The 25,008-nt window shown below is 36.9% G+C and carries 25 protein-coding genes; 5 read left to right on the top strand and 20 right to left on the bottom strand.

Going from position 1 to position 25,008, the window contains the following annotated elements:
• Positions 1 to 15 precede the first annotated feature (15 nt).
• The 12 genes from trxB to SJPD1_RS00965 all read right to left on the bottom strand — a co-directional run bounded on the left by trxB (position 16) and on the right by SJPD1_RS00965 (position 9,012).
• On the bottom strand, positions 16 to 948 hold the full coding sequence (gene trxB / locus SJPD1_RS01020) for a thioredoxin-disulfide reductase (protein ID WP_096045574.1): 933 nt from the start codon (positions 946 to 948) through the stop codon (positions 16 to 18).
• A gap of 123 nt (positions 949 to 1,071) precedes the next feature.
• Positions 1,072 to 1,392 carry a thioredoxin gene (gene trxA, locus SJPD1_RS01015; protein ID WP_087437491.1) on the bottom strand — a complete coding sequence of 107 codons (321 nt, stop codon included), beginning with the start codon at positions 1,390 to 1,392 and terminating at the stop codon, positions 1,072 to 1,074.
• Between the two features lie 85 nt (positions 1,393 to 1,477).
• Positions 1,478 to 1,804: a YraN family protein gene (locus SJPD1_RS01010; protein WP_096045573.1), complete on the bottom strand. Its 327-nt coding sequence runs from the start codon at positions 1,802 to 1,804 to the stop codon at positions 1,478 to 1,480.
• Complete coding sequence (locus SJPD1_RS01005; protein ID WP_096045572.1) at positions 1,804 to 3,075, bottom strand: homoserine dehydrogenase; 1,272 nt, start codon at positions 3,073 to 3,075, stop codon at positions 1,804 to 1,806. The genes SJPD1_RS01010 and SJPD1_RS01005 overlap by 1 nt, the downstream gene beginning before the upstream one ends.
• 3 nt (positions 3,076 to 3,078) lie before the next feature.
• Complete coding sequence (locus SJPD1_RS01000) at positions 3,079 to 4,290, bottom strand: LL-diaminopimelate aminotransferase (protein WP_096045571.1); 1,212 nt, start codon at positions 4,288 to 4,290, stop codon at positions 3,079 to 3,081.
• Positions 4,291 to 4,467: 177 nt separating this feature from the next.
• Complete coding sequence (locus SJPD1_RS00995; protein WP_226372217.1) at positions 4,468 to 5,118, bottom strand: hypothetical protein; 651 nt, start codon at positions 5,116 to 5,118, stop codon at positions 4,468 to 4,470.
• Complete coding sequence (locus SJPD1_RS00990) at positions 5,115 to 6,041, bottom strand: hypothetical protein (protein ID WP_096045570.1); 927 nt, start codon at positions 6,039 to 6,041, stop codon at positions 5,115 to 5,117. Before SJPD1_RS00990 ends, SJPD1_RS00995 begins: the two co-directional genes overlap by 4 nt.
• The gene (rlmB, locus tag SJPD1_RS00985; RefSeq protein ID WP_096045569.1) at positions 6,034 to 6,717 is read right to left on the bottom strand and encodes a 23S rRNA (guanosine(2251)-2'-O)-methyltransferase RlmB; all 684 of its coding nucleotides are present in this window, start codon (positions 6,715 to 6,717) and stop codon (positions 6,034 to 6,036) included. Before rlmB ends, SJPD1_RS00990 begins: the two co-directional genes overlap by 8 nt.
• A gap of 91 nt (positions 6,718 to 6,808) precedes the next feature.
• Positions 6,809 to 7,621 (bottom strand): 16S rRNA (cytidine(1402)-2'-O)-methyltransferase, encoded by an 813-nt coding sequence (gene rsmI / locus SJPD1_RS00980; protein ID WP_096045568.1) that lies wholly within the window; start codon positions 7,619 to 7,621, stop codon positions 6,809 to 6,811.
• Between the two features lie 12 nt (positions 7,622 to 7,633).
• Entirely contained in the window at positions 7,634 to 7,834 is a 201-nt protein-coding gene (gene rpmE, locus SJPD1_RS00975) for a 50S ribosomal protein L31 (protein WP_025343427.1), read from the bottom strand.
• A gap of 97 nt (positions 7,835 to 7,931) precedes the next feature.
• Complete coding sequence (locus SJPD1_RS00970) at positions 7,932 to 8,600, bottom strand: 16S rRNA (uracil(1498)-N(3))-methyltransferase (RefSeq protein ID WP_096045567.1); 669 nt, start codon at positions 8,598 to 8,600, stop codon at positions 7,932 to 7,934.
• Position 8,601: 1 nt separating this feature from the next.
• The gene (locus SJPD1_RS00965) at positions 8,602 to 9,012 is read right to left on the bottom strand and encodes a hypothetical protein (protein ID WP_096045566.1); all 411 of its coding nucleotides are present in this window, start codon (positions 9,010 to 9,012) and stop codon (positions 8,602 to 8,604) included.
• An 80-nt stretch (positions 9,013 to 9,092) separates the two neighbouring features.
• Here SJPD1_RS00965 and SJPD1_RS00960 point away from each other — a divergent pair, with 80 nt between their 5' ends.
• Entirely contained in the window at positions 9,093 to 10,247 is a 1,155-nt protein-coding gene (locus tag SJPD1_RS00960; protein WP_096045565.1) for a molybdopterin molybdotransferase MoeA, read from the top strand.
• Here SJPD1_RS00960 and moaA read toward each other — a convergent pair.
• Positions 10,229 to 11,197 carry a GTP 3',8-cyclase MoaA gene (moaA, locus tag SJPD1_RS00955; RefSeq protein WP_096045564.1) on the bottom strand — a complete coding sequence of 323 codons (969 nt, stop codon included), beginning with the start codon at positions 11,195 to 11,197 and terminating at the stop codon, positions 10,229 to 10,231. The two genes, SJPD1_RS00960 and moaA, sit on opposite strands and share 19 nt — an antisense overlap.
• Before the next feature lie 129 nt (positions 11,198 to 11,326).
• Here moaA and SJPD1_RS00950 point away from each other — a divergent pair, with 129 nt between their 5' ends.
• Both SJPD1_RS00950 and SJPD1_RS00945 read left to right on the top strand, forming a co-directional pair.
• Complete coding sequence (locus SJPD1_RS00950; protein ID WP_210394390.1) at positions 11,327 to 11,839, top strand: PAS domain-containing protein; 513 nt, start codon at positions 11,327 to 11,329, stop codon at positions 11,837 to 11,839.
• Positions 11,805 to 13,253, top strand: a complete 1,449-nt coding sequence (locus SJPD1_RS00945) for a methyl-accepting chemotaxis protein (protein ID WP_096045563.1) — start codon at positions 11,805 to 11,807, stop codon at positions 13,251 to 13,253. The genes SJPD1_RS00950 and SJPD1_RS00945 overlap by 35 nt, the downstream gene beginning before the upstream one ends.
• A 49-nt stretch (positions 13,254 to 13,302) precedes the next feature.
• On the opposite strand, the gene SJPD1_RS00940 is transcribed toward SJPD1_RS00945, so the two are convergent.
• From SJPD1_RS00940 to mqnP, 3 genes are read right to left on the bottom strand one after another with little or no spacing between them, the layout of a single operon-like run.
• Complete coding sequence (locus SJPD1_RS00940; protein ID WP_096045562.1) at positions 13,303 to 13,818, bottom strand: DUF6115 domain-containing protein; 516 nt, start codon at positions 13,816 to 13,818, stop codon at positions 13,303 to 13,305.
• Positions 13,808 to 14,338, bottom strand: coding sequence for a hypothetical protein (locus tag SJPD1_RS00935; protein ID WP_096045561.1), 531 nt, complete (start codon positions 14,336 to 14,338; stop codon positions 13,808 to 13,810). Before SJPD1_RS00935 ends, SJPD1_RS00940 begins: the two co-directional genes overlap by 11 nt.
• A gap of 1 nt (position 14,339) precedes the next feature.
• Positions 14,340 to 15,209, bottom strand: coding sequence for a menaquinone biosynthesis prenyltransferase MqnP (gene mqnP / locus SJPD1_RS00930; protein WP_096045560.1), 870 nt, complete (start codon positions 15,207 to 15,209; stop codon positions 14,340 to 14,342).
• A gap of 131 nt (positions 15,210 to 15,340) precedes the next feature.
• Here mqnP and miaA point away from each other — a divergent pair, with 131 nt between their 5' ends.
• On the top strand, positions 15,341 to 16,237 hold the full coding sequence (miaA, locus tag SJPD1_RS00925) for a tRNA (adenosine(37)-N6)-dimethylallyltransferase MiaA (RefSeq protein WP_096045559.1): 897 nt from the start codon (positions 15,341 to 15,343) through the stop codon (positions 16,235 to 16,237).
• Between the two features lie 17 nt (positions 16,238 to 16,254).
• Positions 16,255 to 17,673 (top strand): aldehyde dehydrogenase family protein, encoded by a 1,419-nt coding sequence (locus SJPD1_RS00920; protein ID WP_096045558.1) that lies wholly within the window; start codon positions 16,255 to 16,257, stop codon positions 17,671 to 17,673.
• Positions 17,674 to 17,682: 9 nt separating this feature from the next.
• Here SJPD1_RS00920 and SJPD1_RS00915 read toward each other — a convergent pair whose 3' ends face one another.
• The 4 genes from SJPD1_RS00915 to nuoL are packed head-to-tail and all read right to left on the bottom strand — an operon-like array spanning position 17,683 to position 25,006.
• A complete protein-coding gene (locus tag SJPD1_RS00915) occupies positions 17,683 to 20,079 on the bottom strand; it encodes a DUF7494 domain-containing protein (RefSeq protein ID WP_096045557.1) in 2,397 nt (798 codons plus the stop codon).
• Between the two features lie 40 nt (positions 20,080 to 20,119).
• Positions 20,120 to 21,613, bottom strand: coding sequence for an NADH-quinone oxidoreductase subunit NuoN (nuoN, locus tag SJPD1_RS00910; RefSeq protein WP_096045556.1), 1,494 nt, complete (start codon positions 21,611 to 21,613; stop codon positions 20,120 to 20,122).
• Complete coding sequence (locus SJPD1_RS00905) at positions 21,613 to 23,139, bottom strand: NADH-quinone oxidoreductase subunit M (protein WP_096045555.1); 1,527 nt, start codon at positions 23,137 to 23,139, stop codon at positions 21,613 to 21,615. Before SJPD1_RS00905 ends, nuoN begins: the two co-directional genes overlap by 1 nt.
• Before the next feature lie 10 nt (positions 23,140 to 23,149).
• A complete protein-coding gene (nuoL, locus tag SJPD1_RS00900) occupies positions 23,150 to 25,006 on the bottom strand; it encodes an NADH-quinone oxidoreductase subunit L (RefSeq protein WP_096045554.1) in 1,857 nt (618 codons plus the stop codon).
• Between the last annotated feature and the right edge of the window lie 2 nt (positions 25,007 to 25,008).

Below are 25,008 nucleotides of genomic sequence, written 5' to 3'. Positions count from 1 at the left end.
AAATTTTCCTTCTTTTTAATGGTTCACATATTCTAAAGCTTGGATACCAGCTGTCGCGCCATCTCCTGCTGCACATACCACTTGTTTTGAAGCTTTGGTCCTTAAATCACCTGCTGCAAAAAGTCCTTTTACAGATGTTTTCATGCTAAGATCTACAACAACATTACCGTTCTCATCCATTTCGCATAGGAAATTGCCATCTTCTTGCTTTAGAATGGTATTATTGACATTCATCCCAACAAAAACAAATACACCGGGAACAACAATATCTCTTTCGTTCCCTGAATTATCTACGACAATAATACCATTTAAACCCATTTTATCGCCATAGGCTTTTTTCACTGTAACATTTAATACAAGTTCTATTTTAGGGTTATTTTTCACTTTTTCAATCGTACTGGGGCTTGCTCTAAATGTATCACGCCTGTGAACTAAATAGACTTTTGAACAGATATGAGAGAGATAAAGTGCTTCTTCTAAAGCAGTATCACCGCCGCCTAAAGCGACAACTTCTCTGTTTTTATAAAAAAATCCATCACACGTTGCGCAGGTACTCACACCTTTACCAAATAATTCAGCTTCACCTTCAAAATTAGCTTTTTTGGGAGTACTTCCTGTGCAAACGATGACACTTTTAGCCTGCTCACTTTTACCACCTGCTAAATCAATCTGAAATGTACCATCTTCATTTTTAGAAACACGAGTGACCTCTTCCATTGCATGTTTTAAGCCAAAACGCATGCACTGTTCTGACCAAGGCGCCATAAAATCTAATCCACTTAAAATTTCTGCACTTCCTGGATAATTTTCAATTTCACTACTACTAGTGATCTGTCCACCAGGAAGTCCTTTTTCAAACATTACTACATTTTTTAAACCACCGCGTGTTGCATACAATCCGGCACTAAGTCCAGCAGGACCTCCGCCAATAATTGCTAGATCTAACATGATTTTTCCTTATCTTTTTTTAAACTTTTTGAATGATATAATGCCTATTTAACAGATACAAATCATATTTTAGTCTAAAAGAGGTTTTGTAGCCAAGGAAGTCAATGACTTCCTTGAGAAATTTTATTTAAGAAGTGAATTAACTTTATCAGCTAAAACTTGTTTGGATGATGCACCAATCATTTGATCTACTAATTCACCATTTTTAAAGAAAAGAATAGTTGGAATTGATCGAATACCATATTTAATTGCGACATCTTGTTCTTCATCAGTATTTACTTTGCAAATCTTTGCTTTACCATCAAAATCACTGGCCAATTCTTCAATCACTGGAGCAATCATACGACAAGGTCCACACCATGGTGCCCAAAAATCTACTAATGCTACACCATCAGCTACAGTACTATCGAAATTTGATGCATTCAACTCTATGTATTTTCCCATTTTTTTCCCCTAAAACGTTATTTTATATATATTCAATTATACTCACTCTAACTTTAAAATTACCATAGCAGTTAAAGTTATTTTTTTAGTAACTAATATTTTTTATTATTTCTATTTTTTCAGGTGTAACGAGAATAGCATCAATTTGATAATCATAAGAATTGGGATGCCGCAATAAATAATACTTAATTGTTTTAATGATTTTTGTCATTTTTGTGGCAGTTATTCTTAAGATAGGGTCATATTTTTCCGAAAATTTAACTTCACAGAAATGGAGAATGTTGTCTTTTAGCGCAATGATATCAATCTCACCAAATTTTGAATGAAAATTGCGTGCGAGAAGCGTGTAGCCCTCTTTTTCTAGAAAGAATGAGGCCTTGTTTTCAGCCTCTAGCCCTTCTTGCAAACCCATTAAGACTCAATGCGTATCATCGCTGGTTTTAATTCAACAAATGGCAATTCACTTAGTTCCTGAATTGCTTTTTGAATATCTTTTTCTTTACAGATATGAGTCGAAAAGAGTAATACTGCACTCTCATTTTTATAAGCAACTTGTTTTTGTAAAAAACTACTAATTGAAATAGAATGCTTTCCTAAAATTTCAGAAATCTTAGAGAGGACACCAATTCTATCTACTACTGTAACTCGAATGTAATATTGTGTATAAATTTCATCTTTATTCATCAATGTTAAACCACTTTTCTCAAGTGGTTTAATAAAGCCTAGCATTGGCGAATTTTGTGTATGCCGAGCAATATCAATGAGGTCAGAAACAACAGCACTTGCAGTGGCACTTCCGCCAGCACCTGGCCCATAATACATTGTCTCACCTACACGATCTCCAATAACACTAATGCCATTCATGACACCATCAACTTTGGCAATCATCTGCTTGATAGGTACCAATGCTGGATGTACACGAAGTTCAACTTTGTCGCTACTTTTTTTAGCAATTGCAAGCAATTTAATGTTATAGCCAAACTCTTTTGCAAAATAGATATCTTCACTATTGATATGTTCGATTCCTTCGATCAAAATCTCTTCAGGCTTCACATCAATTCCATAGGCAATACTCGCTAAAATGAGTAGCTTATGCGCAGCATCAAATCCACCCACATCAAACGTTGGATCAGCTTCGGCATACCCTAATGCTTGGGCTTCCCTCAGAACATCTGCAAATTCTGCTTTTTCATTCATCATCTTCGTTAAAATGAAATTACATGTACCATTCATGATACCTTTAATTGCTTCAATATGGTTGGCACTTAACCCCTCACGAAGAGCTTTGATAATAGGAATACCTCCAGCAACACTTGCTTCGTAGCCAATAGGTATAGTACCTGCAAGATCGCGTAGTTCATAGCGGTGGTATGCCAAAAGAGCCTTATTCGCTGTCACAACCGCTTTTTTATTTTTAAGAGCATGCGTTACAATTTTATAAGCTTCATCCACACCACCCATCAATTCGACCACAATATCAACGTCAGGATTTTCTAAAATATCATTAACATCACTACTTAAAGGGATGTTAACATCCCTTTTTTTGGTTATATCTTTTACGACACCCATAATAGGAACAATTTTTTTGCCACTACGAGCAGTGATAATATCTTCATTTTCTTGTAAAATTTTAATAACGTGGCTACCAACAGTTCCTACACCAATAATTCCAACTTTGATCATTCGCTAACCTTCTAAACTCTTCAAATACTTCTTAATATTACGTGCTGCTTGGCGTATTCTATTCTCATTTTCAATGAGGGCAATTCTGACATATCCTTCACCACTCTCGCCAAAACCAATACCTGGGCTCACGGCAATTTTTGCTTCTTGAAGTAGTTGTTTTGCAAATTCCATACTTCCTAAATGTGCAGCAACTTTAGGAATTTTTGCCCATACAAACATGGTTGATTTTGGTTTTTCCATCGGCCAACCTGCATTGTTGAAACTCTCAACCAAAATATCGCGACGTTTATGATACGTCTCTCTGATTTCATCAACACATTCTTGTGGACCATCAAGGGCAACAGTTGAAGCAACTTGAATCGGAGTAAACATACCATAATCAAACCATGATTTGATTTTTTGAAGGGCTCCCACAAGTTTTTTATTACCCACAACAAAACCAACACGCCAACCTGCCATATTGTAGCTTTTTGAGAGAGTATAGCACTCAACAGCAACGTCTTTAGCACCTTCCACTTGGAAGATAGAAGGTGTTTCATACCCATCAAAAGAGAGATCAGCATATGCGATATCGCTGATAATGTAAAAACGTTCCTCTTTAGCATACGCAACCAACTCTTCGTAAAAAGCAACATCCGTTGTAACGCACGTAGGGTTATGCGGAAAGTTGACGACCACAAATTTTGGTTTTGGGGCTGATTCTTTAAATACTTTTTTCAATTTTGCAAAAAATTGTACTTTATCAAGTTCATATTTTTCATTATAATCTATCCCAAATTTATGAACATTACCACCTGCAATCATAAAGGCATAGGCATGGATTGGATAAGCAGGATCTGGGACAACCGCAACATCACCTGGATTCATGATAGCTTGTGCTAAATGCACAAAACCCTCTTTACTTCCTAGTGTTGCAACTGCTTCTGTATTGGGATCTAAAGTAACTCCATATTTACGTAAATACCAATTACAAATGGCAAGACGAAGTTTATAAATACCTTTACTTACAGAATAGCCATGCGTGCCATCCTTTTGGGCTGACTCAACGAGCTTATCAATAATATGTTGTGGAGTCCTTCCATCAGGGTTACCCATTGAAAAATCGATAATATCATCCCCTGCATGACGGGCAGCTAATTTTAATTCATTAATTTCAGCAAAAACATATCCTGGTAATCTATCAATTGTATTAAATCTAATTTCATCAAACATTTTTTCTCCTCTTTTACTCTTTTACCTGTAAAGATAATCCGTGCTTTATATTTTCAAGCATAAAAGCATCGCTCATCTTCAAATAAGCTGCGTTACTAGGAACTTTTAGCTTAAGTGTTCGTGTCGATTCTTCAGATTTTACATCACTTAAAAGATGTAAATTTTCATCAAAAAAGACTACATCTGGAAACCATCTATCCCTGAATGAACCGTTACTGTGATCTCTTTAAGGTTTTTAACATCAATCCAATAAGGCTTTAAAGGTTTACCTAGTGGCGTTGTTACACCACTTTCTAGTTTTTTTGCCCCTAAATAAGCATTACTTGAATCAATGTCATAGAACCAGTAATTGTCATCATTTTTTACGATATTTGTTATGTTGCATCCTCTAGCCACAAGGGCTCCTGCAAAAGATTCAGGATCAACGATATGTTCCGTTTGAAGATAAATTTCCCAAACAAACCCAGCACTATCACGCAATGCATTACTAGTTAAAAAATAGTTATATCCCATTGCTTCAAGCGACTCATTGATTATTTTAAGAAAAATAAGTGGATCACTTTGTGTACGAAAAGCCAATCGTAACTGAATTGGTTTATCGTATAAAAGTTGCAATAAACCATTTTTTTTCAGAACAGAGATCACTTTTACACTATCAACTTCACCGTTAGGCTTTGTAAAATTACTGCTTTGTGCAAAAAGAACTTGAATTAAGTTCTTTTGTGTTTCATATTTAGTGGGGCCTACAAAACTTTTAATTTTATCTTGTAGCGTTTGTGCACCAAATAAAGAGAGCGAAAGGATTAGGATAATAAGTAGCTTTTTCACCAGTTTTTGCCTCGATTAAGCTCTATAAATTTTTCTTCAGAAATCTTTTTCATTGTTCCTTCTTCAACTAAAAAACGTGTTGATCCTTGTTCGGTAAAGTCTTCTACACTCCCATCGTAAGAGAGTTTAAAAAAGCCATTCCCTGTTTTGATAATTTGACGTTTTGTTAAATCAATCGTGATATTTTGATCACTTGTGCTCTCTTTGCGCGTAAATGTTTCAAGATTCACAAAACCAACCCAAATACGCTTAGTTGGGATTATAATTGCACTGTTTTTAGGAACATCTTTTACTAATGTTGTATTGCTTTCAATCAGTGTTGGGATAGGTGATGAAACAGCACTATTGGTATCATTAGATTCTGTTTTGCGTGTCAAGTTTTCATCAATACTCACTACAACGGCTTCTGTTGTGCTGTTGCTACTATTAGTATCAACAACGCGCTCTTCTACTTTAACGCCCAAAGAAGTGGCCGTTGCTTGTACGACTGGAGTACTTTGGAAAGCACTCGTCTGATTAGTTTCAATTTTTGTTTTATCAAGAAGATTCATAATGTCAAAATTAATATCTATTTTAAAAATTGAAAAAAGACCAAAAACGCCTGATATTAAAACCAACACTAAAAAAATCCATGCCCCTTTTTTATAAGGTCGATCACTTTTAACATGAATAAATATTTTCTCTTTGTGGGAGTCATCTTCAGCTTTATGTGCAGCCCAGTAATCGTAAAATCCTTCAAGCCAATCGGTCAAATCAAGCTTATACTCACGGGAAAGAATTTTAACAAAACCTAATGTGTTAATTTTATTGAGTTTGTCATACTGATTGTTGATCATATACTCTAGTTGCTTGACTTCAATGTGGGTTCTTTTACAAACCTCTTGCAAACCAATTTTTTCTAAGACCCTGATATCATTATCCATTGGCAATCCTATCACACAGTACAGCCGCTGCCGCACTCACATTTAAAGAGTCAAATGCTCTTGCCATTTTGATTGAAACTATTGTATCTAATCGCTCTTTTACTTTAGGCGATAAACCCTTGCCTTCGCTTCCCATAATCAAAACACGTTTAGGTGCGAAAGTCACTTCTTTAACATCTATACCACCCATATCTGCCCCATAGAGCGTGAACCCTATTTGTTTCAGCTCGTTGAGCATATCACGTGTGGAAGGACATAATGCAATGGGCAATTCAAATGCTGCGGCACTGCTCGTACGCAAAATAGCTTCCAAATTACAGGTTTTCATACCACTTAAAATCAAACCATCTGCTCCAAACGCATAGGCACTACGGACAATGGCACCAATATTGCCTACATCCGTTACTTCATCTAAAATCACCAAAAAAGAGCCATGCTTAATTTCATTAAACGAAACAAGTTCAAGATCTTTAATCTCCGCAATAAAACCTTGATGGTTTCCACCATGACACAAGGCTTGTGCTTTTCGCTCATCAATCGTACAGATATTTTGTGTGACTCGCGCAATTTGTGAAAAAAGCTTAGGGTCACACTTCTTGGGTAAGAATACCGTCTCGATCCTTGAAGGATAGTGATTTAACAGATGTAAAAAGAGTTGTTTTCCATAGATTATCATGGCAAATATTGTATCCAAACTGGCTTAAAATAACACTAGTTTTACTATAAAACACGATTTTTAGGAGATCCCCTGTAACAAAATAGAGATATTAATTTTGAAGTTTCGTGTACCACTCTTTAATACTTTCACCTGTCAGTTTCGAAAGGAGTTTGGCCTTTTGTTTAGGAGGTACGTCGAGGTCAATCAAATCTTCTTTGGTAATGGCTTCACCGCCAAGATGAATTTCAGGTGCAATGACAATCACCCATTCCCCTTTGAGATTGGCTTTTTTGGATGCCTCTTGTACTTCAAGAGCTGTTCCTAGAAAACGTTTTTCGTACAATTTTGTTGCCTCTTTGATTGCAAATATTTGACGATTAGGCGCAAATTGTGCTAACTCTTCAAAAAGTTTTTCAATACGATGGGGAGATTCATACACAATAACAGCATAAGGAGAATTGAGTGCTTCAAACAGCTCGTTTTGGCGATCCATTCCTTTGTGGGATAAAAAACCATAGAACAAGAATTGATGCGTTTCAATACCGCTGGTGACATACGCTAGTAAGGCTGCATTCGATCCTGGAAGAATTTCATAGGAGAGTTCATTGTTTTGGCAAAAGCGCACTAGAGCAGCTCCAGGATCACTAATACCTGGCATTCCTGCATCGCTAAGATACCCTACAGTCTCTTCAAATATTTTTTTATCAATGGTAGATAAAACAGTATCTTCATTATGTGAATGCATGGAAATAAAATTTTTAATTTGAAATTCAAGGTTATGTTTTTGCGACAGAAGAGAGAGAAGTCTTTTAGTGATTCGGGTGTCTTCGCAGAACAATGTTTTACACTCCGCTAAAAGTTTAAGGCTTCTAACGGAGATGTCATCTAAGTTTCCTATGGGGGTAGGAATGAAATAGATCAATGGTTTTAAGAACTATTTTAAGCTATATTTTTTCTTAAATTTCTCAACTCTACCTGCAGCATCCACGATCTTCTCACTGCCCGTGAAGAATGGGTGGCATGAACTACAAATATCAATTCTTAACTCTGCTTTGTTAGACATAGTTTCAAAACTATTTCCACATGCACAAGTTACAACGCATGGTACATATTCAGGATGAATATCTTTTTTCATAATGTTTTTCCTTAATTATTCATAAAAATAAAATCTATTATTTGACACAGCTTGCCAAAGGGTGCAAATTATAGCACAAAAGATTCATTATTTCAAGTCATGCCAATATTTTGGAAGCCGCAGCGACAACAGCCGTTTCACTTCGTAAAATTGTGTTACATGTAAGACCCACAATTGACTGATTTTGAAGTAACATTCGCTCTTTTTGACTCAAACCACCCTCTGGTCCGATCAAGATGGAAGAAATTTTTTCGGTCTCATTCAGTTTTGTTTCTGAAAAATCTAAAATATAGCTTTTGGGGTATGCCACAATATAGTCTTGTAGCGTTGGAAACACTTCAATCTGCATCAGTAAACTACGCCCACATTGTTGGGATGAGTTAATCAAAATCCGTTTCATACGTTCCAAATCAAGCTTGTGGCTTTTTTGTGAAAATTCGGCATAAACAAAACTAATCTTAGAAACTCCTAGTTCATTGAGCATCGGAAGCGTCTTCTCAATAATCTTAGGATCGATGATACTCCATCCTACATGTAAAATTTTTGAAGGTAAAAGTGGCCCTTCCTTTTTGTCTATCAGATCAAGTTCTGCCTCTTTTTTGCCTATCGTAGAAATTTCATATTCATAAAGAAATACATCTTTTAAATTGCGCCATTGAAGCTTCTCTCCTACACTCATACGCCGTACTTTAAAGATGTGTTCATACTCTCTGATATCCACACTCAGTGTTTGAACACCTGCATTGGGATGGTAAACAAATTGCATTTTAATGTACCACGTAAAAAAGAATGCTTATCACAATGACAGCAAGCAAATCTATACTATATTTTTTAATAGCATAGCGTTTATAAGCACTTTGAGACTCTTCTGTTCGCTCAATTCTTTTATAAAGTTTATGCCCTCTGATACCAAAAGCAACGATAAGAAGCCATACTAAAATCATAATCCATACAGAAAAAGAGAAGTTAAACTGTTGGACTGCCATCACAATAATACCTGTAAAGAAAATAGCTGAGAGTACGATGTAATATTGAGGGGCAATTAATTCAAGCCTTTTTGAAAGTTTGAGAAATGTTTTGTCACTTTTTAAAAGATAAATATTTAATCCAATTAGTACCACTAAAAGAATGATAAAAAGTAAATGCAGTTGGATTGATAGTCGTATTAGCTCATCCATGATGAAAAATCCTTCACAAAAATAATCTAAAATTCTATCATTCTTAGTATAATATTCCCCATAAATCATAAGGTTCATCAATGCCTATTTCTTATCAAGAAGCGTTAAAGATTATTCAGACGCACATCAAACCTTTACATGTAAACAAAACGTTGCCACTTCTTAAGGCAATTAATCATATTGCAAGTGCTGATGTTTTTGCCAAATTTGCGCTTCCCAAATATTCTATGAGTCTTAAAGAGGGCTATGGCATCGCTTTTTCTATGGATAAAACAGTTTATACCCTACTCTCTCCTCCCTATCCAAACCCTATTCCTTTGGGGTATGGAGTCAGTTTATCCACAGGAGAAAGAATTCCAGAGGGAGCTGATACCATTATTGCTGAAGAAGATGTCGTGCTTGAGCAAGAAAATTGCATCAAAATTCCTTTACATGTAACGCAAACACAGCACATCAAAAAAGAGGGCGAAGACATCGCCAAAGGTGAATTATTGCTTAAGAAATGTGAACGTATTAGTGCCCAAAAGATTACCGCTCTCTCTTCACAAGGTATCACTCAAATTAAAACATTCCAAAAAACAACTGTTAGTATCTTAAGCATCGGCAATCAACTCGCCTCAGGGGAAATTCACAACTCCAATGCGATGAGTTTGGCAGCAAGGATTATTGAACTTGGTGGAAAAGTAGATGAAATTGAGATTTGTGAAGAAGATGAAACAAAAATTTTAGAGAAATTAAAAATATTCGTTCAAAAATCAGACTGCGTGATTACGACTGGAGCGATGAGTCGGCATGATGCAATGCGTTATTTATTGGAAACAAAAACAGTAACACCGCTTTTTCATCATGTACGCATTGCCCCAGCAAAACCTAGTGCCCTTTCCTTACTTGAGAACAAACCTATTTTACATCTTCCTGGTCTTCCCCTTGGATGTATGCTCGGTTTTGAAATGCTTGGGGTTCCACTCCTGAGACAATTACAACATCAACTGTGCATTATTCCTGATTTTATTACGTGTATCAATCAAAAACGCGTTACATGTAAAGATAATTGTATGAGTGCTATACCAGGGTACAGCGATGGGAGGAACTTTATATGTGCTCCTTATTATGAGGCAGGAAGGCTCAATATTTTAAGCCAATGTAATGGGTATACCCTGATGGAAGATCAAGAGAGTATTGAAGAGGGAAGAGAAATTCCCTTCTTCTATTTTACTCATCCACCTGTTTCGTAAAAAGCGCGTGTTGATGTCTCATTTTGATCATCATCGCTCCACTTATTTTTTTCAGGTTTATTGCGCAATACCTCTTTTAAAATCTCGGCTGCGCCAGCAACATCACCTTTATGGACAGCATCTTTGATACTCATAGCTTCATCAAAATAGAGACAAGGAATGAGCATACCCTCTGCAGTCAGTCGAATACGATTGCAATCCTCGCAAAAATCATGTTTATGAGGATCAATGATACCAAAGATATAACCATCATCCAACTCAAATAGGTGCGCAGGGCTAGGTCCTACACGTCCAATCGCGTTAAAGTGATATTTTGTAGCAATAATATCTTGTACTTCTTGACCACTAAGTCCTTGAAGTTTTTCTTTGGCATGCGTATTTTCCATATATTCGATAAAACGAATCGACATTCCCCGTGCTTTGGCATACTCCAAGACATCTAAAACTTCATCTGCATTAATTCCTTTGATAGGTACCATATTAATTTTTACTTTGAGACCTACCTTGAGTGCTTCTTCAATTCCTGCTTGCACTTTAGCTAAAACATCTTTTTGTGCCATTTTCGCAGCGACATCAGCTTTAAGGCTATCAAGTGAGATGTTAACACGCTGAAGCCCCGCCTTTTTAAGTTTAGAAGCAGCCTCTTTAAGTAAAAAGCCATTTGTCGTAAGGGCAAGATCAAGTCCACTTTTATGATTATTAATCATCGCAATGAATTTATCCAAATCTGTTCTTAAAAGAGGCTCTCCTCCTGTAATACGAATTTTGGTTATTCCCTCATCAATAGCAACTTTTACAAATAGAAATAGCTCTTCAAAATTCAATAAATTCTCTTTAGGTACCCATGAAAAAGGTTTTTCAGGCATACAATATTGACATCTAAAATTACATCGTTCAGTTACTGAAACCCTAAGGTATGTTACATTCCTTCCAAATCCATCTACAAGCATTTTTTTCCTCAATTTATTAAGTCGTTGAAGCATTATACATAAAATGTCACTTTGAAGCTATTTTTAAAAAGTATTGGGATAAAATGTATCTAACATTATCTTAAGAAACCTTTGCAAGGAGTTGTAGGTATGCAAAAACCTATCCCTAATAACAAGGAACACAGTGTAAGTGCTGATGCGTTTTTGGTTTCTAAAACGGATACCCATGGCAAAATTACTTACTGCAATGAACCTTTCATCAAAATTGTAGGTGCGAGTGAACAAGAGATTCTTGGTAAACCGCATAATATTATCAGACATCCCGATATGCCTCAAATTATTTTCAAACTCTTATGGGATAAAGTCAAAAATAAAGAAGAGATTTTTGCGTATGTTAAAAATCTAAGCTTCGATGGTGGGCACTACTGGGTCTATGCCAATATCACCGCTTCAACCAATCAATCCGGTGCGATTATCGGTTACTACTCGGTAAGGCGTAAAGCCAATCCTAAAGCACTCGCGATCATTGAACCACTGTATGCTAAATTATTGGAGCTTGAAAAAACAGGCGGGATGGAAGCTTCTTTTGCCTATCTTACCGATCTATTAAACCAAAAAGGAGCCAGTTATGAAGAATTTTCTAACACGCTACAACGACTCTAAACTAGCACTTTTTGCCCTATTTTTGGGTGTTACAATAGGCATATGTTATGCGAATGCGACCGAAGGCATTGTCACATCATCACTTCTTTTTGGTGTAGCCGCGGGTTCATTTTTTAGCAATCGCAAAACGATGGAATGCGATACAGAGCTCTATGAAAAGACTCTCAATGTCATTCGAGAAGCTGCACACGGTAACTTAGAACCTCGTGTTGTCAACATTGATCCCAACAAACCGATGGGAAAGATTGCTCTCGAAATTAATGACTTGCTGGATCAAATGGAAGCACTGATGCGAGAAACCAAAACCTCCATCGAGTCTGCGAGTCAAGGTAAAACTTATCGCAATATCTTTAATGAAGGCTTCCGTGGCCTTTTTGCCATCAATGCACACTACATTTCAGAAGGTGTTAAAGGCATTATAGAAGGGCAAAAAGGTAAAGCAAGAGGTGTTCTCTCTTCAGCATTTTCAGACCTTGGAAATGGAAATAACGGTGTTTTAAGCATTCAGCAAGACCTTTCTAATAGCATAAAAGAGATGACGCAAATTACCAAAGTTTCAAATATGACAGCTGAAAAATCAAATGATAGCTTAGATACAGTTTCAGCACTCTCATCAGGGATTCAGGAGCTTTTAGAGCTTCTCACCAGTACCAATGAAGCTATTACGTCGCTCAGTGAACGCACTTCAGAAATATCTTCTGTTGTCAATCTGATTAAAGATATTGCCGATCAAACCAATCTTTTAGCCCTCAATGCCGCCATTGAAGCAGCGCGTGCGGGGGAACATGGACGCGGATTTGCTGTTGTGGCGGATGAAGTGCGTAAGCTTGCTGAACGTACGCAAAAAGCAACCCAAGAGATCGCCATGACGATTCAGACACTTCAGCAAGAAACCAATGGTATTCATTCTAATTCTGATCGTATTAGCGTGATTGCCAACGCCAGCGGAGACAATGTTGTCCATTTCGAAGAAGCGCTTAAAGCCTTTAACAAAGATGCAAATGATACTGCGGATATCTCTTATAAACTTGAAAATAAAATCTTTACTATTCTTGCCAAAATCGATCATATCGTTTATAAAACCAATGCTTATTCTGCGGTGCTCAATGAAAAAACCGATGCCAACTTTGCAAACCATGAAAATTGTAGGCTTGGGAAATGGTATCAAGATGCTATAACGCAAGAACACTTTCATAACACAAAAGCCTATACATTGCTTGCAGAACCCCATAAAACCGTCCATCAATCGGTGGCTGATAATATGCAACACCTTCAAAATGGCTATAATGCCGATACGCTTGCGTTCTTTATCAACAATTTCAAAAAGATGGAAAATGCCAGCACAACGCTCTTTAGTTTACTCGATCAAATGATTCAAGAATCCGCTTCAGAGTGTCGTTCTACGAGAAAATAAGTCACTCAAACGGCTTTACATGTAAAGCCGTTTGAATTTTGCAAGAACACTATTTCAAATTAGCCAATTTTAAGACTAAATCCACTTCGCCAATACCAATACGCAAATCTTTAGCAATCTCTGCTTCACTTCTACCTTTTGCATATTGCGAAACGATCACTTTTTCATTGGAACTTGAAGGTGAAGAAGAAGCAAAACTCATCTCTTTCGTTCGACTCTCCAAACGATCAATACGAGAACTTTGTTCATCCCGAAAATTTTGCATAATTTTTTCAACATCCTTAAGCGATCCAACCAGAGGAAAAACACTTTGCTGAATCTCTTCTTTTACACGTCCCAATATCTTACTTTCAAGTGCTTTCATATCTACAGCAGGCTCTTTTGCAGTAGATGTTAATTCACCTAATGTTTTATTGAGGACATGATTTTGGTAATTCAATTCTTCAATACTTTTTTCATAAATGAGCAACTTTTTATTGACCTCAACATCGCGAATATACACCATTAAAAAAATGATCACGACAAGAGCCGCTAGTGCAATAAAAGCCAATGTTTCAATACTCATTTTGATTTCCTTTCATCTGGCGTATCATCACACGCTCGCATGCCACCATATAAGTGCTCCAATCCTTTTCATCATCTTCATGCATCATTACAATCTTCCCAATACTTTCATTTAACGCTTCAAAAAAGAGAGGCATTTGCCGTTTCGGAAACGTCGGCATATCAATTCTTGCATAATAATTTTCATCCGGTTTTAATACATTACTATCAAATTCAATGTATCCATGTCCAATTGCCTTCAAATTGCCTTCTAAGGCAAGCGGTAGATGCAAAGGTGTGTCACTGGTAATTAAGTGGGTCAATTTATCAATTTTACGATGTAACTCAACCAAAAGTGTGAGCAAAACTTGATCACTTTGTTCCGATTCCTTACGCACTTTAGAGGATTTAAGCCAAAGACCCAAAGGGTCATCATTCAGCTGTAAAAGAGTGTAATACTCTTGCATAAACGCTGTATTTTCAACGTTACCTGGCTCGTACACTATTTTTAAAAATGCAGGTACAAAGCGAATGTCTTCCATCTTAAATCCTATCTAAAAAGACAAATACAAAAAAGATGATGCCCAAATAACCATTCAGCGTAAAAAATGCACGATCAATTTTTGAAAAATCTTTTTGTACAATGCGATGCTCAAAGAAGAGTACAATCGCGGCGATCAAAACACCGAGATACGCAAAAAAACCAAGATTGGCACTGAGTGCAAATAAGAACCAAAAGAGAATCGTTTGTCCATGAAAAAGACGTGAAATAAAAAAGGTCGCCTCTTTACCAAAACGTGAAGGAATAGAGAAAAGTCCATTGGCTGTATCATACTCCATATCTTGAAGCGAATAGAGAAGGTCAAACCCTGCTACCCAATACATTACGCCAATAGAGAGCAAAATGGACCATAAAGGGATAGATTCTTGAATTGCTACCACACCTGCAATAGGGGCTAACCCTAACGAAAGACCTAACACCAAATGCGCATAAGGCGAAAAGCGTTTAAAGAGCGAATAACCACCTAAAATAATCAAAATAGGCACACTAAGATAGAAAGCCAGATTATTGATCAGGTACGCTACCGCAATAAAAATTGCAGCATTGAGTGCAATAAAAAGTTGCATATTAAAGCTACCTATTCTGCCATCAACACTTGGGCGATCCGCCGTTCTTGGGTTGTATTTATCAATATCACGATCGGCATAACGGTTAAAAGCCATCGCAAAATTACGTGCACTGACAGCGGCTAAAAGCCCTAAAATTAAAAGTTTAAATCCAAACCATAGAGTACCACTCTGTGCCTTGGAAGAGACGATCATCGCCACAAAAATAAATGGGAGTGCAAAAACGGAGTGTTTAAAGACGATTAAATCACTAATATCTTTGAGTTTGAGCCAGAGTTGTTGCAATACTAACCTTTACATTTAAGATAGCTTGATTTTACAACAAAACCCTTTAAAAGTGTTATAATTGCACGCACAGTACCGCTAAAAAGCGTAAAAGTACCAGTTGTGCCAAGACTACATGTAAGAGAAACTCATTGAAAACCATCGCTATTTTAGGACCAACAGCTTCAGGTAAAACTGCTCTTTCCATAGAATTTGCTCTGAAATATAACGCACATATTTTATCGCTTGATTCTCTGAGTATTTACCAAGAAATTGATATTGCTTCTGCTAAACCAAGCCTTGATGAACGTCAAGGAGTTCATCATTATGGCATGGATGTCCTATCTCCTAGTGAGCATTTTGATGTAACCATGTTTTTTGATCTTTACAAAGAGGCACATGAAGCTTCTTTGCGAGAGGGGAAAAACCTTATTATCGTAGGTGGTACAGGGTTTTATCTCAAAGCCATGATGGACGGATTCAGTTTAAAACCTGAAATATCTTTACATGTAAAAGAAAAAATTGACCAACATCTATTAAATTTAGAAGCTTCGTATGCTTTGATACTTGAGTATGACCGGGCTTATGCAAACAAAATTTCCTCCAGTGATCGTTACCGTATTGAAAAATGGCTAGAAATATTTTTAACCACAAAGCAAATACCTTCACTCTACCTTTTAAATGCTAAACAAGAACCCCTTATTAAAGATATTGCTTTATATGAGATAGAAACACCCAAAGAAAGTTTAGCTCAAAAGATTGCCTTACGAACAGCACTAATGATCAAAGCTGGACTCATTGATGAAGTTTTTGGCTTAGAAAAACATTACACAAGAGCACCACAATGTATGAAAGCTATTGGGATTAAAGAGGTACTGGATTATTTTGATGGTAGATTCAAAATTTCTGGGCTTGAAGAGCGCATCACCTTTAATACATTGCATCTAGCCAAACGCCAACGCACCTTTAATGCTTCACAATTTCCACCTCATACCCAAGGCGATATCAAGCATCTTTCTAATGCCATTGAAGCGTATTTTAAATCATAATCATATAGGTAAAATAAATGAAAATAATCAATCACAACTACATCAATGGTGAATTTATCAACATTGATTCAAATGAGAAATTAACACTCAAAAACCCTACAACGGAGCAAGAAATTGCTCAAATATTTTTAAGCACTCCCTCTGAAATGAATCAAGCCATTGAATGTGCCTCCAAAACATTTGAATCATTTTCACAAACATCGATTGATGAGCGAATGGAAATTTTACAACGTATCCATGATGAACTCATCAAACATGAAGAAACATTGATTGACTTAGCTGTTTTAGAATTTGGTGCAACCATAACAACCACACGCAGACGAACTAAAAACGCGATCAATCTCTTTTTAGTTATTAAAGAAGAACTTAAAAATTATGACTTTATCAAAAAAGATGCCTACTCTTTGACACGAAAAGAAGGAGTGGGGGTTATTGGTGTTATTATTCCTTGGAATGCAAATCTCGCTCACTTGTGTAGCAATATCGCTCCTGCAATTGCGCTTGGCTGTACACTTGTGATTAAACCCAGTGAATTTAATGCCCTAGAGACACAAGCGTTTTTAGAGTGTTTACATAAAGCTAAGATTCCCAAAGGCGTTGTCAATGTTATCCAAGGAACCGGTGAGATTGTAGGTGAAGTTTTAACGAAACATCCGCTTGTAAATGCCATCTCATTTATTGGCAGTACGAAAACAGGAAAAAAAATCTTTGAAAACTGCTCTAAAACTATTAAACGAATGACCCTTGAACTAGGTGGAAAATCTCCAACCATTCTCTTAGAGGATGCTAATTTACAAGAAGTTATCCCCCAGGTTTTAAGCAGTGCCTATAGCAATAGCGGTCAAGCTTGCCATGCAGGGAGTAGGCTGTTAGTTCCAAAATCAAAACTTCAAGAAGTGGAAAATTTACTCCTTCAAAATATTCAAAAGCTCAAAATTGGAGACCCAAAACGGGAAGAAACACAAATTGGTCCTATGATCAATCAAACACAGTTTAATACCGTACAATCTTACATCAAGAGTGGTATTGAAGATGGTGCAAAACTTCTGTGTGGTGGTCTTGGAAGAGCGGAAGGATTTCAGAAAGGGTATTTTGTCAAACCAACTGTTTTTATCTGCACCGACGAGACATTGAAAATCGTTCAAGAAGAGATATTTGGTCCTGTCTTATGTGTTCTGCCTTATGAAAATGAGCAAGAAGCTCTCCAGATAGCCAATAATACTATTTTTGGACTTTCCGCGTATGTTTTCTCTAACGATGAGACCAAAGCACTTGCATTTGCTAATCATATACGAACGGGAAGAGTTTTGATCAATACTGCTACATCCAAAGCAAAAACCCCTCCCTTCGGTGGTATGAAACAATCAGGACTTGGAAGAATGGGGGGGAAATACTCCATGGATGCATTCTGCGAGATAAAATCAATCCTTTTTTAATACCTTCTCTTATGGTATGAGATCAAGATTTTGTTGGCAGATATTCTTCCATGAGCTGTTATCGTTAATAGAGACACATTGTGTAAAGTAAGATTTGGCTTTGTTCGAATCTTGTAATTTTAAACTTAACTCTCCTGCTTGATAGAAAAGTCGTATTTTATCCTTGGGGACTAAAGACTGTGGCAAGAGTCCTTCCGCAAGCGTGAGTGCTTCTTGGTCGCGTCCCAATCGTTTGAGTGCATCTATGTACATAAACTCCAATTCTGGGCTAAGAGCATTGGATTTAAACTTCTTTTGCATTTCAATACTCGTTTGTGCATATGTCACAAGAAGAAGATCATTTTTAGCATCATTGGCCATTTTGACAATTTCGTAATAAATATCCAAATTGCTTGATTCATCAGGATAGAGAATTTTAATACTCTCAGCAAGTGAGGCTGCACCTTCTAGATTTTTAAGTTTTGTCAACGAGAAGAAGAGGTCACGAATTGTCTCCAACCCAATTTTTTCTCGCAATGTAAAGGAAAGTGTTTTCAGATCTTCTTTGAAGGCAAGAGCATCTTGATATTTTCCCATTTTAAAAAGCACTTGAACCTGTTTTTGTGACCATGCGTAACGACTGATTAGTTGTGCATCTTTAAGATGTGTATCTGAAATCTCTTTGGCTCGATCATAACGTGAAACACGCATAAAACATTGAAACAATTTCTCTTCATATTGCGGTTCATTGAGTTGAAGTTTATACTCTTCTATAAGTCCAACTGTATTTTGACACTCATCTTTGAGGAGCTCTTGCAACGCAAGAGATTTTGCCGCTTCATAAATCAACTCTTCAGGTTTAATTTCATAACGATCGGGTAGCTTCTCAAGATCTTTTTGTAACGTTAATACCTCTTCATAACGTTTTTGTTTGAGCAGTAATTTTGCTTTTTCTAACAATGCTTTTTGCCCAATTTCATTGTTATACGTCTCAATTAATTTATCATAATAATTAGCCAGTTTTGTTTCATTGTTTTCATTCAGTTTAAAAAAGAGTTCATCCAAACTCTCTGTTACCTCTTGAACATACTCACCACTATTCTTATAATCTGCCAAATACTCTTGATAGCGTGCATGAGCCACTTCTACTTCATTGGCTTTGGCATGCCAATCCCCACTCTCCTTAAGAAGCAACTCTCGATTATCTGCTTTTTTAGGGGTATTTTCTAACAACAAATCTGTAATCTTAGCCGCTAAATCATAAAGGTGATGTTCAAAAAGCCTTCGTGCTAATTTATAACTTGCCTCTTTATCTTTGAGTAAATATTGGGCATTCACATTGAGCACTTTAAGCAAATACTCTTTGGCTTCTTTCATTTTACCCGCATCCATTTGGTGGTCACTCAAACGAATCGCTGCTTCTGAAGCAATGTCTAAATCTTGTGCGCTGAAGAGAACATCTAAGTAAAGTTTCATCGCTTTATCTTTCTCTTTTTTAAGGAAAAGATTATCAGCATACAGTAAAATTGCACGTTTGGTGAAAGGACTATCGGAATGTTCTCCTACTAAAATATCAAGCGCATAATTTGCATCTGATTTCGAATTCGTTTTCAAATAGGCTTTTGTCATCAACATTAAAACTTCAGGAATATTTTCATCGCTAGCAAACTCTTTACTCCACCTTTTCGCGACATTAATAATGTCATTTTCATTAAAGGATAAAGTATCCGTTTTATCTTCGCCTTTTGCACTTAAGACCTTGTCCATAGAGCGCATCTGATAAAGTTCTAATTCACTACGAAAAATGGAGTTAGGGAACAGTGTTAAAACACGTTTCACATCTTTAACAACACTGTCATAATCACCGCTCTCATACGATTGCTTAATATCTAAATAAAGTTGAATATCTTTACTTTGCGCATAAGAAATAGGTGCACCATTAAGATCAAGTGCCCCTATATAAGGTTTTTGATATTTAGGAAATTCTACAGGGAAATCCAGTCCATCTAAAACCTCTTTTTCTTGATATAAAGGTTTTTCTTGCAATAAAATTGTCCAGTGGGAATATAATGTTTCTGTAGGTTTACTTAAAATTTCACTGGTATCGTATAAGCTCTCTTCAACAGGCACTAATTTTGAATCAACTTTAGGATCTATCGTAATATAAAAGTCACCATCTTTCTCGTAAAAATCAAGTTCCGCAAGCTTCATTTTTTTTGATTCTATGGGTTTATTAATAGGTCGGCTTATTTTACAAATATAGTGTTTTTTATCAAGAGCATCCGGTATAGTTTGGCAGAGAAAGGGCTTTGCATCAATTACATGTAAAATAGCATAATTTGATTTGTTCTCTTTACCACTGTTTAAAACAATATCCAGTGCGAGAAGTTGTACTGATGCTAAAAGGAAGATTAATATGTATTTCATGCCTATATTATAGCAAAATAAGGGGATTTTCACCCCTTATTTAAAAACCGCTGGCAGTAACGTATTTGGTAATAATTATTAATAAAGGTTCTACAAATACAATAGCAAACATTGTGATAATAGCGGCAACACCTACAATAACTTTAAGAGGTGTTGAGGCATTCGTTGCATAAAGTGCGGCATCAGCTCTAACAGGATCTGGATCTTTTAAAAACATATAGATGACTAACTTCATATAATAATAAATGGCAATAGCACTATTAAGGACAATAATAATGGCTAATGAAATATACTCACTGTTAATGGCTGCACTAACAAGATAAAGCTTACCCCAAAAGACAGAAAATGGAGGCATACCCGCAAGGGCAAACATAAAAATACCCATTATCGTTGCTGTTGTAGGCATGATTTTAACCAAACCTGAGAACTTCGCATACGGATGTTGATAACGCTCATCCCAAAGGTTTTTTGGGTGTCTGACAATCCAAAGCATTGTAAATGCACCCAAGTTGGTAAACATAAACAAAATCCAGTATAAGAAGAGCGCTGTATTGGCTTGAGTCGTACCAATTAAAATCGCTGCCATCATAAATCCAGCATGTGAAATAGAGCTAAATGCTAGCATTCTTTTGACATCATCTTGCACCAGTGCTGTCAAGTTTGCCAGTGTCATCGTTAAAACAACAGTGATATATAAAATGTTTTCTAACCAAACAACGCCTGAGCTTACAAGCATTTCAAACAAACGTATAGCAACAACAAAACCTGCAATTTTTGGTACAACAGACATATATCCTGCGAGTGGAGCTGAGCTCCCTTCATAAACATCGGGTGTCCATGTATGGGACGGCACAAGGGAAAGTTTAAATCCAAGCGCCCCTAACATAAATACCGTTGCTGCGAGTACACCAATGAGTGGTTCAAACTCTCTTTGCATTAAAATTTTTTCAATTTGATTAATCTCAATACTGCCAGTTAAGGCATAAAAGATAAGCGCTGAAACACCGTAAAAACTTGCGGCTAATGCTCCCATGGTGAAATATTTAATAGCTGCCTCAAATGCTTTTGCACGATTGTGCATTGCTATCAAAGTGTAAAGAGCAAGGCTTGAAGTTTCAAGACCGATAAAAATCAATATAAGGTTATCACTTACCACCATAAATTGGAAACCTACAATCATAAACATGAAGAGAGCATAAAACTCTGCCATTCTAAATTCTTTAAAATGTCGATGGCTAAGCGAAAGGGGCAAGAAAAATGCAGATGCGACAAGAATAATCACTTGTGCAATAATGGAGATACCATCGACAAGCATTACATCAAAAAAGCCACGCGCTGGTCCATTATAACCAAGAACGGCACCACAATCTAATATGATGAAAAGAATTGTAAACATTGTTAAAAAACTACGGTTTAACCCTTTGACCGCCAAATCAATACAAATAACGGCAAGGGCTCCTATCGTTAAAATTGCCATAGGAAGAAGTGCTGGGAGATTGAGGCTTGCCATATCAATCGAAATAGGCTCTAACATTAGTGTGTTCCTCCTATAGTATTGGCTTTAATGATAAGATCTTTTGTTGTTTGTTCCACCGCTTTTTGTTCCATTAAAACAAGCATTTTTTGTACACTCATATCAATGACATTTAAGACCGGTTTTGGATAAACACCTAAAATTGCTACAAGCGCTACTAGAGGAATCAATGCTGTAAGCTCTTTACCATTGAGATCGTTAAGCGTTTTATTCTCTTCATGAACAACTGGACCAAAAAAGGATTTTCTATAAAGAACCAACATATAAATAGCCCCTAAGATAATACCCGTTCCTGCAAAAAGTGTCATCATCCAATTGATACGGTAGAATCCTGCTAAGGATAAAAATTCGCCAACAAAGCCAATTGTCAAAGGAAGCCCTACTGAAGCCATAAGCATAATGCCGTAAATTGTTGCAAAATTTGGCATTACCGACGCAAGTCCACCAAAATCACGCATCATTTTTGTATGGCGGCGATCATAAATAACGCCTACTAGCATAAACAGTGCACCACTCACAATACCGTGACTGAGCATTAGAAAAATTGAGCCAGTGATACCTTCCGCATTCATTGCAAATGTTCCTAATATAACAATTCCCATATGAGAGATGGAACTATATGCAATAACTTGTTTCATATCTTCTTGTGCATATGCAATCATCGCAGCATAAATGACCATAATGATACAAATAGTTGCAACTGGTATTAAGAAATAGGCTGAAGCATCTGGAAAAAGCGGAAGTGAAAAACGCACAAAACCATAACTTCCCATTTTTAAAAGTACCGCGGCTAAGATGATCGAACCAATGGTTGGCGCTTGTCCATGTGCATAGGGTAACCATGTATGAAAGGGGAACATAGGTACTTTAATCGCAAAGGCTAAGAAAAATGCTCCAAAGAGCCATAATTGTGTTTCAAAGGGGACTTGCAATAAATACCAATCAGGAAGTGCAAAACTCCAAATGCCTGTCGCCTCATGGTATAAAAAGCCCATATACAATATGCCTACCAGCATTAAAACAGAACCTGCAAACGTATAAAGAAAAAACTTGATAGCGGCATACACGCGGTTCACACTTCCCCATGCGCCAATGATATAGAGCATTGGTACTAATGAGAGCTCCCAAAAGGCATAAAACCAAATAACATCTAAGATCACGAAAACACCCACCATCGTCATCTCTAAGAAAAGAACGGAGATAATTAAATTCTTAATCTCATTTTTAATACTCAGCGCTATAAATGCAATCATCGTAATAAACGTTGATAAAATAATCAAGAAAAGCGAAATACCATCCACTCCGAGATAATAACTCATACCAAAACTTGGTACAAAAGGATAATACTCCACAAACTGATAGCCTGCGTTTGAACTATCAAAGCCAATCCATAAAACGATGGAAAGAAAAAATTCAATGGCGCTAACACTGATGCCATACGCCCTAATACTCTCTTTTGTGACCAAAAAGCCTAAGAGTCCTGCCATCGCTGGAAAAAATACAAGAAGCGATAAAATATGTTCCATGCCCTACTCCCTACACCATTGGTCTATAAAAAAGTGCAAGAGCAAGTAAAACAACCATACCTACAACCATCCATCTGAGCATATCAGAAAGATTTCCGCTTTGCATTTTCCTGGCATTTTGCCCTGTTGAATACACTATTTTAGCAATTAAATCCACTGTAAAATCCACAATCTTTGTATCTATTTTCAACCATGCAAATCGTGCAATAGAAGTAAAAGGACGCATAATGTAAAGTTCATATAGTTTAGGTATGTAGTATTGATTACTGAGTAACTTATAACCTATACTCCCTTCCCATGACTTTGGAAAACCTCCACGTTTGTACATAAAAACAGCAAAGGCAATACCGCTAAGGGCAATGCCTAATGTTCCAGCAATTAGCAGTGCTTCCGTCCCGTGTGCAATGTGAATTTCATACTGTGCTAAAAGGCGAGTTACAAAACCTTCAAAGGTATGCTCTAAAAAGCCTGCAACAACCGCTAAAAGTCCTAATGGAAGCATCGCATAAATAACAAAGGGTTGTGCATCATGTGGATGTAAACCGTATTTCACATACTCTTTCTCTCCGAAGAAAACGAGCATTACTAAACGAAAACTGTAAAAGGCGGTCAATCCCGCTCCTATAAAGAGTGCAAACCATAAAAAATATGCACCTTCATTGAAGGCAACTTCTAAAATTTTATCTTTGGAAAAAAATCCTGCAAATGGGTAAATTCCTGCCAATGCTACAGAAGCTACACTCATTAAGATAGCCGTTGCTTTCATGGAACCATACAAACCACCCATCTTTTTGATGTTCAATTCATCGTGCATCGCGTGCATAACGTTACCTGCACCTAAAAAGAGCAGCGATTTAAAGAAAGCGTGTGTCATTAAATGAAACAGTGCAATCCAATAAGCACCCAATCCTGCTGCTACAAACATGTACCCTAGCTGTGAAAGGGTTGAGTAGGCGATGATACGTTTAAGATCATTATTGACAAGTGCCATGGATGCGGCAAAAACGGCTACAAAAGCGCCTAAAGATGCGATGGCAAAGCCAACATCTGGAATCAATGTATACATTTCACCACAGCGAATAACCAAATAAACACCTGCTGTTACCATCGTTGCCGCATGAATCAAAGCAGAAACTGGCGTTGGACCTTCCATCGCATCGGCAAGCCATGTATGGAGTGGAAACTGCGCTGATTTACCCATTGCACCGATGAATAAAAATAATCCAATCGTTGCAAGAAGTACCGGATCCATCGTTTTGACACTCGCAAAAACATCATCGTATTGAAATGAGCCAACAGTCCAATAAATCAGGAAAAGCCCCATAAGCATTCCAAGATCGGCGATGCGGTTCATAATAAATGCTTCATTAGCTGCCCAAGAAGCGGAGTGCCTTTCGTACCAAAAACCAATGAGTAACCATGAACAAAGACCCACACCTTCCCATCCGATAAAAAGACCTACAAAGTTATCACTCATAACCAAAATCATCATTGAAAAAACAAAGGCTGACAGGTAAGAGAAAAAACGGTTAAAACTTTTGTCATGATCCATATATCCAATTGAATAAACATGAACAATGGTTGAAACCAAGGTTACAGTCACCATCATAATCACGGAAACTTCGTCTACAACAAAGCCGAAAGGAACCTCTAGATTACCAGCTGCAATCCAGTCCATCATCGTTACATGTAAAGGGCCATAGGTGTTCACATTGATCAATAAAACAAAAGATGCAACCATTGATGTAGCAATAAGTAAAGAAGCAATAATTCCCGTAATGAGCATCTTTGGACGTGCCGCAAAAAGAGCCACAAACAAAGAGCTTACTAAAGGGGCAAAAAGTGCTGTATAAAGATAGTTTTCCATAC

Source organism: Sulfurospirillum diekertiae (assembly GCF_002309535.1).
GTDB classification, from domain to species: domain Bacteria; phylum Campylobacterota; class Campylobacteria; order Campylobacterales; family Sulfurospirillaceae; genus Sulfurospirillum; species Sulfurospirillum diekertiae.
The sequence above is the reverse complement of the archived record's forward strand: the minus strand, read 5'-3'. Positions and strand labels throughout refer to the sequence as shown.